The 10,922-nt window shown below is 72.7% G+C and carries 12 protein-coding genes; 10 read left to right on the top strand and 2 right to left on the bottom strand.

What is annotated here, in order from left to right; all coding sequences use genetic code 11:
- Positions 1 to 119 precede the first annotated feature (119 nt).
- Positions 120 to 455, bottom strand: coding sequence for a cupin domain-containing protein (locus ACZ4MH_RS05825; protein ID WP_351598268.1), 336 nt, complete (start codon positions 453 to 455; stop codon positions 120 to 122).
- A 70-nt stretch (positions 456 to 525) separates the two neighbouring features.
- Between ACZ4MH_RS05825 and ACZ4MH_RS05820 the strand changes: the two genes are divergently transcribed.
- Positions 526 to 1,482: a GlxA family transcriptional regulator gene (locus tag ACZ4MH_RS05820; protein WP_351598271.1), complete on the top strand. Its 957-nt coding sequence runs from the start codon at positions 526 to 528 to the stop codon at positions 1,480 to 1,482.
- Between the two features lie 58 nt (positions 1,483 to 1,540).
- Here the strand turns inward: ACZ4MH_RS05820 and ACZ4MH_RS05815 are convergent, their stop codons facing one another.
- On the bottom strand, positions 1,541 to 2,692 hold the full coding sequence (locus ACZ4MH_RS05815; RefSeq protein ID WP_351598273.1) for a YihY/virulence factor BrkB family protein: 1,152 nt from the start codon (positions 2,690 to 2,692) through the stop codon (positions 1,541 to 1,543).
- Between the two features lie 329 nt (positions 2,693 to 3,021).
- Here ACZ4MH_RS05815 and ACZ4MH_RS05810 point away from each other — a divergent pair, with 329 nt between their 5' ends.
- The 9 genes from ACZ4MH_RS05810 to ACZ4MH_RS05770 all read left to right on the top strand — a co-directional run bounded on the left by ACZ4MH_RS05810 (position 3,022) and on the right by ACZ4MH_RS05770 (position 10,849).
- Positions 3,022 to 4,311 carry a GAF domain-containing protein gene (locus tag ACZ4MH_RS05810; RefSeq protein ID WP_351598276.1) on the top strand — a complete coding sequence of 430 codons (1,290 nt, stop codon included), beginning with the start codon at positions 3,022 to 3,024 and terminating at the stop codon, positions 4,309 to 4,311.
- Positions 4,312 to 4,360: 49 nt separating this feature from the next.
- Positions 4,361 to 4,927, top strand: a complete 567-nt coding sequence (locus ACZ4MH_RS05805) for a GNAT family N-acetyltransferase (RefSeq protein ID WP_351598279.1) — start codon at positions 4,361 to 4,363, stop codon at positions 4,925 to 4,927.
- A 168-nt stretch (positions 4,928 to 5,095) separates the two neighbouring features.
- The gene (locus tag ACZ4MH_RS05800; protein ID WP_351598321.1) at positions 5,096 to 5,179 is read left to right on the top strand and encodes a putative leader peptide; all 84 of its coding nucleotides are present in this window, start codon (positions 5,096 to 5,098) and stop codon (positions 5,177 to 5,179) included.
- Between the two features lie 231 nt (positions 5,180 to 5,410).
- Positions 5,411 to 7,102 carry a nitrite/sulfite reductase gene (locus tag ACZ4MH_RS05795; RefSeq protein ID WP_351598281.1) on the top strand — a complete coding sequence of 564 codons (1,692 nt, stop codon included), beginning with the start codon at positions 5,411 to 5,413 and terminating at the stop codon, positions 7,100 to 7,102.
- Entirely contained in the window at positions 7,099 to 7,281 is a 183-nt protein-coding gene (locus ACZ4MH_RS05790) for an eL43 family ribosomal protein (protein ID WP_351598284.1), read from the top strand. The genes ACZ4MH_RS05795 and ACZ4MH_RS05790 overlap by 4 nt, the downstream gene beginning before the upstream one ends.
- Entirely contained in the window at positions 7,278 to 7,979 is a 702-nt protein-coding gene (locus tag ACZ4MH_RS05785) for a phosphoadenylyl-sulfate reductase (protein ID WP_351598287.1), read from the top strand. The genes ACZ4MH_RS05790 and ACZ4MH_RS05785 overlap by 4 nt, the downstream gene beginning before the upstream one ends.
- Positions 7,980 to 7,992: 13 nt before the next feature.
- Positions 7,993 to 8,550 carry an adenylyl-sulfate kinase gene (cysC, locus tag ACZ4MH_RS05780; RefSeq protein ID WP_351598290.1) on the top strand — a complete coding sequence of 186 codons (558 nt, stop codon included), beginning with the start codon at positions 7,993 to 7,995 and terminating at the stop codon, positions 8,548 to 8,550.
- The gene (gene cysD, locus ACZ4MH_RS05775) at positions 8,547 to 9,500 is read left to right on the top strand and encodes a sulfate adenylyltransferase subunit CysD (RefSeq protein WP_351598293.1); all 954 of its coding nucleotides are present in this window, start codon (positions 8,547 to 8,549) and stop codon (positions 9,498 to 9,500) included. The genes cysC and cysD overlap by 4 nt, the downstream gene beginning before the upstream one ends.
- 2 nt (positions 9,501 to 9,502) lie before the next feature.
- Entirely contained in the window at positions 9,503 to 10,849 is a 1,347-nt protein-coding gene (locus ACZ4MH_RS05770) for a sulfate adenylyltransferase subunit 1 (RefSeq protein WP_351598296.1), read from the top strand.
- The last annotated feature ends 73 nt before the right edge of the window (positions 10,850 to 10,922 follow it).

The raw sequence follows: 10,922 nt of genomic DNA, 5'->3' as shown, positions 1-10,922 counted from the left end.
TCCTCGTCCTCCTCTCACCACCCCCCTGAAAGGGGGGTTATCGCTCCCCCCCCCCCCCCCCCCCCCCCCCCCCCCCTTCCCCCCCCCCCTCCCCCCCCCCCCCCCCCCCCCCACCGCATTCATCGGGGTGCCCGGACGGTGATCCCAAGGATCTGCGCTCCCACCTCCGTGCGTGGCCGGTGGCTGCTGCCCGGCGCGAACACCACGTAGGCGCCCGGCCCGTGGCGCTCCTCGCCCTCGATGACCTCCCCGCTCAGCACGTAGTACCGCTCCTCGGCGGCGTGGTGGTCCACCACGGGCCACTCCGCGCCCGGCGCGAAGTCGATCAGCCAGCCGCGGGCGTACTCGGTCCGCTGCAGCCGGCGCCGCACGATGCCGGGGCCGACTTCCTGTGTCTCCGCGTCGTCGATGTGCAGCACGGTCTTCAGCTCTTGCGCTTCGCTCTGCTCGCTCATGGCTCAAGCCTTGCCGGAAGCGCAGCACCGGAGGAGAGTCAGGAAAGACATCGTCGGGTACTTTTCTGTCATGACCCCGCACCGCGTCGTGGCCCTGCTGCGCGAGCCGCAAGGCGCCTTCGAACTCGCCGGTGCCGCCGAGGTGTTCGGCGCGCCCCGGGACGGCACAGCCCCGCCCTACGACTTCTCCGTCTGCGCCGAGCGCCCGGGGCCGCTGCGCACCACCGCCGGGTACACGATGCTCGTCGAGGCCGGGCTCGGCGCGCTGGAAAACGCCGACACCGTGCTCGTACCGGGCTGGCTGCCGACCGGCGTGCCCGCCTCCCCCGCCGTGCGTGATGCGCTGCGGGCGGCGCACCGCAGGGGCGCGCGGATCGCGAGCATCTGCAGCGGCGCGTTCGCGCTGGCCCAGGCCGGGCTGCTGGACGGCCGCAGCGCGACCACGCACTGGCGGCGCACCGCGCGGCTGGCCGCCGAGTTCCCGGCCGTACGGGTCGAGGCGGACGTGCTGTACGTGGACCACGGGGACGTGGCGACCAGCGCGGGCAGCGGCGCCGGCATCGACCTGTGCCTGCACCTCGTCCGTCAGGACCGCGGCGCCGCGTACGCCGCCGCGATCGCCCGCAGCATGGTGCTGCCGCCGCACCGGGAGGGCAGCCAGCTGCAGTACGCGGCGGAGCCCGCGGCCCCGGCCCGCGCGGACGCGTCGCTGGCACCGGTACTGGAGTGGGCGCTGAGCCGGCTGGACGGCGGGCTGAGCGTGGCCCGGCTGGCCGAGCGGGCCGGGCTGTCGGAGCGGACGCTCGCGCGCCGGTTCGCCGAGCAGCTCGGCGTCAGCCCCGGGCAGTGGCTGCTGGCCCGGCGCATCGACGCGGCGCGGGTGCTGCTGGAGGAGACCGACCTCGCGGTGGAGGCGGTCGCCGCGCGGGTCGGGCTCTCCTCGGCGGTCAATCTGCGGCGCCGGTTCCGCGCGGCGCTGGGCACCACGCCCGGCGCGTACCGGCGGGTGTTCGGCGAGCGGCGGTGAGGCGCCCTCGGCGCCGTGCCCGAGCGGCGGTGAACCGCCCCGGGAGCGCCGCGCGCCGTCACTCCTCCTTCTTCGGCCCCGGTTCCGGCTCCGGCCCCGGCCCCGGCCCCTGCTCCGGCCCGGCAGCCGGTCCGTCAGCGGTACCGCCCCCGACCTCGGTACCGCCCACGCCGTCGCCCACTTCCCCGCCCCCGTCCTCCAGTTCGTTCGCCCGCTCGGCCTCCTCCCGGGCGGCGCGCAGCGGTTCGGCCTCCGCGCGGCGGCGCGCCTCGCGCTCCGCGCGGCCGGCCGCGGTGGCGAGCGAGGGCCAGACCCGGTCCAGCGCCGCGTTGACCGCCGCGCCGACCAGCACCGCGAAGGCCGAGACGCCGATCCACAGCAGGACCGCGACGGGCGCGGCGAGCGAGCCGTAGATCGTCGGGCCCTCGACCGTCGAGGCGAGGTAGACGCGCAGCAGCAGGCTGCCCAGCAGCCACATCGCGAGCGCGACCACCGCGCCGGGGATGTCCTCCTGCCAGGGCGAGCGGACCGGTACGGACACGTGGTACAGCGTGGTCAGGAAGGCGACCGAGACCAGCAGGACGACCGGCCAGTACAGCGCCCTGATGACGTCCTCGCTGGACGGCAGCAGATGGACGACGGTGTCCGGGCCCGCGACCATCAGGGGCAGCGCGATCGCGCCGAGCACGAGGGCGACGAGGTAGAGGAAGAACGCCAGCAGGCGGGTGGCGACGATGCCGCGCTTGCCCTCCAGGCCGTACATGATCGTGATGGTGTCGACGAAGACGTTCAGGGCGCGGGAGCCCGACCACAGGGCGATGGCGAAGCCGAGGGAGATGACGTCGGGGCGGCCGCCGCGGAAGATGTCGTCCAGCAGCGGCCGGGCGATCTCGTCGACGCCCTTGTCGGACAGCACGGTCGCGGACGCGGTGAGGATGTTCTGCCGGATGGTGTCGATCGTGTCGTGGCCGATCCACGGCTCCAGATAGCCCAGCAGCCCGAGGAGACCGAGGAACAGCGGGGGCAGCGAGAGCAGGCAGAAGAAGGCGGCTTCGGCGGCGAGGCCGGTGACGCGGTACTCCACGCAGGAATGCACGGTGTCCTTGAGCAGCAGCCACCCGAGGCGTCGTTTGGATACATGGCGGTACAGGACGCGAGCCCTGTGCAGACGGCCCGTGGGGTGCTCGGCTGGTTCGTTCGCTGGCTGCACCTCGCCACCGTATCCGGCGGGGCGGCAACGGCCCATGACGTGGCGCCGCGTACGGGGACCGGGCCCGGCGGCCGCCGCGCGGAAGCGGTGCCGCGCCGACTCGGCACCGCTTCCGGCGGGGGGTGGCCGGCCGTTGCGCGGGCGGGCCCGGTACGGAGGCCCGGCCCCCGGCGTACGGAAACGGCTCGCGCCCAGCCTTTCCGGTCATATCGGGAGCGGCAACCGTTGCACGACGTTGCAACGGATCTGCCGATTCCGCACTCCGCCGGGCTCCGGCCCCGGCACGATGGGCCGCGGCGATTCACCAAAACAGCACAAGCGGAGCGACGTTGAGCACACGGCACCACGACAGGACCCGGACCCCCGTCCTGGCAGCGGCGCTGGACTCCCGGGAAGCGGCCCGCCGGCTCGCTTCCGTACGGGAGGCCACCCTCGCGGGGGACGAACCGCCCGACGGCCCCCGTAGCGTGATCGGAGAATCCTGGCGGCGCGTCATCGGCACCGGCCTCGACCCGGACCGGGACCGCCGCGCGCGGCCGCTGTCGCTGGCCGAGCTGGAGGAGCGCCGGCACCGCTCACAGCTGCTGCGGCTGCTGCCGGTACTGCACGCCCACCTCCTCCCGGCCGCGGACGCCGCGCAGCAGATCCTGGTGGTCAGCGACGCCGAGGGCCGGGTGCTGTGGCGCGAGGGCGCGGCGCCGGTGCGCCGGATGGCCGACCGGCACGGATTTGAACCGGGCGCGACATGGACGGAGGACGTGGTCGGCACGAACGGCATCGGGACCGCTCTGGTGACCCGCGAGCCCGTCCTCGTGCACTCCGCCGAGCACTATGTCAGTACCCACCACCAGTGGACGTGTGCCGGGGCGCCGTTGCACGACCCGCGCGACGGGCGGCTGCTGGGCGTGGTGGACCTCAGCGGCCCGGCGCACTCCTTCCACCCCACCACGCTCTCGCTGGTCTCGGCGGTCGCCCGGCTCGCCGAGTGCGAGCAGCGCACCGCGCACCTGGCCGCGCTGGACCGGCTGCGGACGAGCGCCGCGCCGCTGCTCGCCCGGCTCGGCGGGCGGGCGCTGGCGGTGGACCGGGACGGCTGGACGGCAGCGGCCACCGGCACGGCGCCGCCCACGCGGATCGCGCTGCCCAGGTCGCCGCAGGCAGGGCCGCTGTGGCTGCCGCGGTACGGCGCCTGCGCGCTGGAGCCGCTGCCGGGCGGCTGGCTGGTACGGATCGGGGAGGACGGGCCGCCGGGCCCCGCGCCGAGCCGGGTGGTGCTGGACCTCAGCGGCCGGGCCGGCTGGACGGTGACGGTGGGCGGCCCGGCCGGCAGCTGGACGCACGAGCTGAGCCCGCGCCACGCCGAGCTGCTCTTCACCCTCGCCGTCCACCCAGAGGGCCGCACGTCGGCGCAGCTGGCCCGCGACCTCTTCGGCGACGCCCGCCGCACGGCGACGGTCCGCGCGGAACTCTCCCGGCTGCGCCGCACCCTCGGCTGCGTCCTCGCGCACCGCCCGTACCGCTTCGCCGACGAGGTCCACCTCGACCTCCGACGCCCGCCCCGCGCCGCCGACCTGCTCCCCCACTCCACGGCCCCCGCGGTGGTCGCGGCCCGGGCGTGAGCCGGTACCGGAGACCCGGGCCGTCGCGCCGCATGATTGGGTGACGGCCATGACCGAGACTGTCACCACCTGGTACCTGGAGCAGACCTCCCCGGCGGACCTCGTGCCCGCCGCCGAGCCGCCCGCGGGGCAGGAGGTACGGATCGTCCTGTCCGGGACGCCGCTGCCCGAGTTCAGCCGGTTCCTGTACACGGCGGTGGGCGGGGACGTGACCTGGACGGACCGGCTGCCGTGGACGTACGCGGAGTGGCGGGAGCACCTCGCGCGGCCGGGCACGGAGACCTGGGTGGCGTACGAGCGGGGGACGCCGGCCGGGTTCATCGAGCTGCAGGCCCGGCCGGACGCGTCGGTGGAGATCGTCTACTTCGGCCTGATCCCGGCGTTCCGCGGCCGGCGGATCGGCGGCCACCTGCTCTCGTACGGCATCGCGCGCGCCTGGGACCTGGCCGATCGCCGGCCGGAGTGCGAGCGGACGAAGCGGGTGTGGGTGCACACCTGCAGCAAGGACGGCGAGTATGCGATGGCCAACTACCAGCGCCGCGGGTTCCGGGTGTACGACACGACCGTGACGGAGGAGCCCGAGGCGGCGGCGCCGGGCCCGTGGCCGGGCGCCTGACCGGGGTCCGGACATAGGCTCCAAGGTCCCCCTTCGCACGGCACCCTGGTCGCCGGCCACCCGAAGCGGAACGTGACCGGCGACACATCGTCTCGCTCTACGAGACATCCTCGTCCATATTTCGGACGACGGTGGACTGGTCCAAGACCGTCGTGACACGCTTCCGTCATGTCTCGAGCTGGAATTGCCTTGGTGAGTCGGCGCCACGTCGACCTTGCGCGCGTGTCCAGCGCCATCTGTCAGGCGCGCTGACGCTGTACCCACAGGGGTCGGCGACCCAAGACCCGTAGCCCCTGACAGCACCCAGCTCCACCGACTTTCCCGCCGTCCCCATCGTCGCGGACGTGCGGCCACCCCTGATCCGGCAAGTCATGCCAAGGCGCGCTGCCACGCGTCGCGATCCGGCACGTCTTCGCAGGTCACAGTGGGTGCACCCCTGCCTGAAACCGCATCCCCTGCAGCCGCCGAGAAGGACGTATCACCATGGCCGCCACTCCGGAACGCCCCGCCACGACCCGCCGCAAGGCCGGACGCCACCGCGGTGAGGGCCAGTGGGCCGTTGGTCACTTCACTCCGCTCAACGGCAACGAGCAGTTCAAGAAGGACGACGACGGTCTCAATGTGCGGACACGCATTGAGACGATCTACTCCAAGCGCGGCTTCGACTCGATCGACCCCAACGACCTGCGCGGACGAATGCGCTGGTGGGGCCTCTACACCCAGCGCAAGCCCGGCATCGACGGCGGCAAGACCGCGGTCCTGGAGCCGGAGGAGCTGGACGACAAGTACTTCATGCTGCGCGTGCGGGTGGACGGCGGCCGGCTGACCGTTCCGCAGCTGCGCGCCATCGGCGAGGTCTCCGAGCAGTACGCCCGCGGCACCGCGGACATCACCGACCGGCAGAACATCCAGCTGCACTGGATCCGCATCGAGGACGTCCCCGCGATCTGGGAGAAGCTGGAGAGCGTCGGGCTGTCCACGACCGAGGCGTGCGGCGACTGCCCGCGCGTGATCATCGGCTCCCCGGTGGCCGGCATCGCCGCCGACGAGATCATCGACGGCACCCCGGCCGTGGACGAGATCCACGAGCGCTACATCGGCAGCAAGGAGTTCTCCAACCTGCCGCGCAAGTTCAAGACCGCGATCTCGGGATCCCCTGTCCAGGATGTGGTCCACGAGATCAACGACGTGGCGTTCGTCGGCGTCAACCACCCGGAGCACGGCCCCGGCTTCGACCTCTGGGTCGGCGGCGGCCTGTCCACCAACCCCAAGCTCGCCCAGCGCGTGGGCACCTGGGTGCCGCTGGACGAGGTCGCGGACGTGTGGGCCGGTGTCGTCGGCATCTTCCGTGACTACGGCTACCGGCGGCTGCGCAACCGCGCCCGCCTGAAGTTCCTGGTCGCCGACTGGGGCGTGGCGAAGTTCCGGCAGGTGCTGGAGGACGAGTACCTCCAGCGCAAGCTGATCGACGGCCCGGCGCCCGAGGCGCCGTCCTCGAAGTGGCGCGACCACATCGGCGTGCACCGGCAGCAGGACGGCCGCTTCTACGTGGGCTTCGCACCGCGCGTCGGCCGCGTCGACGGCAAGACCCTCACCAAGATCGCCGAGCTGGCCGGCGAGCACGGCTCGGACCGGCTGAACACCACCGTCGAGCAGAAGATGATCATCCTCGACGTGGCCGAGGACCAGGTCGACTCGCTGGTCGCCGGCCTGGAGGCGCTGGACTTCCAGGTCAAGCCCTCGCCGTTCCGGCGCGGCACGATGGCCTGCACCGGCATCGAGTTCTGCAAGCTCGCCATCGTCGAGACGAAGGGCCGCGGCGCGTCCCTCATCGACGAGCTGGAGCGCCGGATGCCGGAGTTCCAGGAGCCCGTCACCATCAACCTCAACGGCTGCCCGAACGCCTGCGCCCGTATCCAGACCGCGGACATCGGTCTCAAGGGCCAGCTGGTCCTGGACGACGACGGCAACCAGGTCGAGGGCTACCAGGTGCACCTGGGCGGCGCGCTGGCCCTGGAGGCCGGCTTCGGCCGCAAGGTCCGCGGCCTGAAGGTCACCGCCGACGAGCTCCCCGACTACGTCGAGCGGGTGCTGCGCAACTTCGAGGCGGAGCGCACCGACGGCGAGCGGTTCGCCCAGTGGGCGGCCCGCGCCGAAGAGGGTGCGTTGAAGTGAGTGAGCGCGCCGCGCCGTTCTTCTGCCCGTACTGCGGGGACGAGGACCTGCGGCCTTCGGAAGAAGGCCATGGGGCCTGGGAATGCCGGTCCTGCAGCCGTGCTTTCCGGCTGAAGTTCCTGGGTCTGCTGACCCAGGGCGTCACCGGCAAGTCCCCTTCCGACGGAGGTGAGTCGTGACCACCGCTACCACCGGAGCCGACCTTCAGGCGCTCGCCGAGCAGGCGGGCCGCGACCTGGAGGACGCCTCGGCACTGGAGATCCTCAAGTGGGCCGCCGAGACCTTCGGGCCGCGCTTCTGCGTCACCTCCTCGATGGAGGACGCGGTCGTCGCGCACCTGGCCTCGCGCGCCTTCCCCGGCGTGGAGGTGGTCTTCCTGGACACCGGCTACCACTTCCCGGAGACCCTCGGCACCCGTGACGCGGTCGCCGCGGTGATGGACGTCAACGTCATCACCCTGACGCCGCGTCAGACGGTGGCCGAGCAGGACGCCGAGCACGGGCCGAAGCTGCACGACCGCAACCCCGACCTATGCTGCGCGCTGCGCAAGGTCAAGCCGCTCGAAGAGGGCCTGACCGCGTACGACGCGTGGGCGACGGGCCTGCGCCGGGACGAGTCGCCCACCCGGGCGAACACCCCGGTCGTCGGCTGGGACCCCAAGCGGCGGAAGGTGAAGGTCTCGCCGATCGCGAAGTGGACGCAGGCCGACGTGGACGCCTACGTCAACGAGCACGGCGTGCTCACCAACCCGCTGCTCCAGGACGGCTACGCCTCGGTCGGCTGCGCCCCCTGCACGCGGCGCGTGCTGGCGGGCGAGGACGCCAGGGCCGGCCGCTGGGCCGGCAGCAACAAGACCGAGTGCGGACTGCACGGATAGCGCGGTACGCACGATGACGGACACTCAGGAGATATCCATGACGGGCGCCACGATCTGGCTGACCGGTCTGCCGAGCGCGGGCAAGACGACCATCGCGCACGAACTGGCCGGGAAGCTGCGCGGCGAGGGCCACCGCGTCGAGGTGCTCGACGGCGACGAGATCCGGGAGTTCCTCTCCGCGGGCCTCGGCTTCAGCCGGGAGGACCGGCACACCAACGTCCAGCGCATCGGCTTCGTCGCCGAGCTGCTGGCCAGCAACGGCGTCAAGGCACTGGTGCCGGTGATCGCGCCGTACGCGGACAGCCGGGAGGCGGTGCGCAAGCGCCACCAGACCGAGGGCACCGCGTACATCGAAGTGCATGTGGCGACGCCCGTCGAGGTGTGCTCCGAGCGCGATGTGAAGGGCCTGTACGCCAAGCAGGCGGCGGGCGAGATCTCCGGGCTGACCGGCGTCGACGACCCGTACGAGGCTCCCGAGTCGCCCGATCTGCGGATCGAGTCGCACACCCAGACCGTGCAGGAGTCCGCGGCGGCGCTGCACGCGCTGCTCACCGAAAGGGGACTGGCATGACGACGGCAACGGCCATCACCGGTACCGGCCCGACCCCGGAGGGCGACGACTCTCCGTACGCGCTGTCCCACCTGGACGCGCTGGAGTCGGAGGCGGTCCACATCTTCCGCGAGGTGGCGGGCGAGTTCGAGCGCCCGGTGATCCTCTTCTCGGGCGGCAAGGACTCCATCGTCATGCTGCACCTGGCGCTGAAGGCGTTCGCGCCGGCGCAGGTGCCGTTCTCCCTGCTGCACGTGGACACCGGCCACAACTTCCCGGAGGTCCTGGAGTACCGCGACCGCACGGTCGAGCGGCACGGGCTGCGGCTGCACGTCGCCTCCGTACAGGACTTCATCGACCGCGGTGAGCTGCGCGAGCGCCCGGACGGCACCCGCAACCCGCTGCAGACCGTCCCGCTGCTGGACGCCATCGACAAGGGCCGCTACGACGCGGTCTTCGGCGGCGGCCGCCGGGACGAGGAGAAGGCCCGCGCCAAGGAGCGCGTCTTCTCCCTGCGGACCGAGTTCGGCGGCTGGGACCCGCGCCGGCAGCGCCCCGAGCTGTGGCAGCTGTACAACGGCAAGCACTCCCCCGGTGAGCACGTCCGGGTCTTCCCGCTCTCCAACTGGACCGAGCTGGACGTGTGGCAGTACATCGGCCGCGAGAAGATCGAGCTGCCCGCGATCTACTACGCGCACGAGCGCGAGGTCTTCGCCCGCGACGGCATGTGGCTGGCGCCGGGCGAGTGGGGCGGCCCCAAGGAGGGCGAGCGGGTCGAGAAGCGGCTGGTGCGCTACCGCACCGTCGGCGACATGTCCTGCACCGGCGCCGTCGACTCCGACGCGGCCGACAACGACGCCGTGATCGCGGAGATCGCCGCCTCCCGGCTCACCGAGCGGGGCGCCACGCGGGCCGACGACAAGATGTCCGAGGCCGCCATGGAGGACCGTAAGCGCGAGGGGTACTTCTAACCATGAGCACTGTTACTGACGGCGTCATCGACGCCGGCGCGACCTCGCTGCTGCGGTTCGCCACCGCCGGTTCGGTGGACGACGGCAAGTCCACCCTGGTCGGGCGGCTGCTGCACGACTCCAAGTCGGTACTGGCCGACCAGCTGGAGGCCGTGGAGCGCGCGTCGCTGGGCCGCGGGCAGGAGACGCCGGACCTGGCGCTGCTGACCGACGGGCTGCGGGCCGAGCGCGAGCAGGGCATCACCATCGATGTCGCCTACCGCTACTTCGCCACGCCCCGGCGGCGGTTCATCCTCGCCGACACCCCGGGCCACGTGCAGTACACCCGCAACATGGTCACCGGCGCCTCCACCGCCGAGCTGGCCGTGGTGCTGGTCGACGCCCGCAACGGCGTCGTCGAGCAGACCCGCCGGCACGCGGCCGTCGCCGCGCTGCTGCGCGTCCCGCACGTGGTGCTGGCCGTGAACAAGATGGACCTGGTGGACTACCAGGAGTCGGTCTTCGCGGCCATCGCCGAGGAGTTCACGAAGTACGCCGCCTCGCTGGGCGTCCCGGAGATCACCGCGATCCCGATCTCGGCGCTGGCCGGTGACAACGTCGTGACGCCGTCCGCCAACATGGACTGGTACGGCGGCCCGACCGTCCTGGAGCACCTGGAGACGGTGCCGGTCGTCACCGACCCGTCCGAGGACCCGGCGCGCTTCCCGGTGCAGTACGTCATCCGCCCGCAGACCGCCGAGCACCCCGACTACCGCGGCTACGCGGGCCAGATCGCCTCCGGCGTCCTGCGCGTCGGCGACCAGGTGACCGTGCTGCCCTCGGGCGCCACGTCCACCATCGAGGGCATCGACGCGCTGGGCGAGTCCGTGGACGTGGCCTGGGCCCCGCAGTCGGTGACCGTACGGCTCGCCGACGACCTGGACATCTCGCGCGGCGACCTGATCGCCCCGACCGCCGCGGCCCCCGCCGTCTCGCAGGACATCGAGGCGACCATCTGCCACGTGGCGGACCGGCCGCTGGTCGAGGGCCAGCGGGTGCTGCTCAAGCACACCACCCGCACGGTCAAGGCCATCGTCAAGGAGATCCGCTCCCGGCTCACGCTGGACGACCTGTCCCAGCACCCGGCGCCGGGCGAGCTGGCCGCCAACGACATCGGCCGGATCAAGGTCCGCACCGCCGAGCCGCTGCCGGTGGACGCCTACGCCGACTCCCGGCGTACCGGCTCCTTCCTGCTCATCGACCCGTCCGACGGCACCACGCTGACCGCCGGCATGGCCGGTACGGCGTTCGCCGAGGACGCCGAGGCGGCGCGCGCCCAGCAGGACGACGACGCGGACTGGGACTTCTGATCATGGCAGGGGAAGCGTTCTCGACCTTCGCGAAGGAGGGCGGCCGGATCGGCAGCGGCGCCCTCGGCAGCGG

The organism is Streptomyces sp. NPDC026301, assembly GCF_055567935.1.
The sequence above is the reverse complement of the archived record's forward strand: the minus strand, read 5'-3'. Positions and strand labels throughout refer to the sequence as shown.

Bases quoted from the DNA above. Each gene is read 5' to 3' on its own strand.
- ACZ4MH_RS05825 (WP_351598268.1), bottom strand. From the start codon at position 455: ATGAGCGAGCAGAGCGAAGCGCAAGAGCTGAAGACCGTGCTGCACATC.
- ACZ4MH_RS05820 (WP_351598271.1), top strand. From the start codon at position 526: ATGACCCCGCACCGCGTCGTGGCCCTGCTGCGCGAGCCGCAAGGCGCC.
- ACZ4MH_RS05805 (WP_351598279.1), top strand. From the start codon at position 4,361: ATGACCGAGACTGTCACCACCTGGTACCTGGAGCAGACCTCCCCGGCG.
- ACZ4MH_RS05800 (WP_351598321.1), top strand. From the start codon at position 5,096: ATGTCTCGAGCTGGAATTGCCTTGGTGAGTCGGCGCCACGTCGACCTT.
- ACZ4MH_RS05795 (WP_351598281.1), top strand. From the start codon at position 5,411: ATGGCCGCCACTCCGGAACGCCCCGCCACGACCCGCCGCAAGGCCGGA.
- cysC (WP_351598290.1), top strand. From the start codon at position 7,993: ATGACGGACACTCAGGAGATATCCATGACGGGCGCCACGATCTGGCTG.
- cysD (WP_351598293.1), top strand. From the start codon at position 8,547: ATGACGACGGCAACGGCCATCACCGGTACCGGCCCGACCCCGGAGGGC.
- ACZ4MH_RS05770 (WP_351598296.1), top strand. From the start codon at position 9,503: ATGAGCACTGTTACTGACGGCGTCATCGACGCCGGCGCGACCTCGCTG.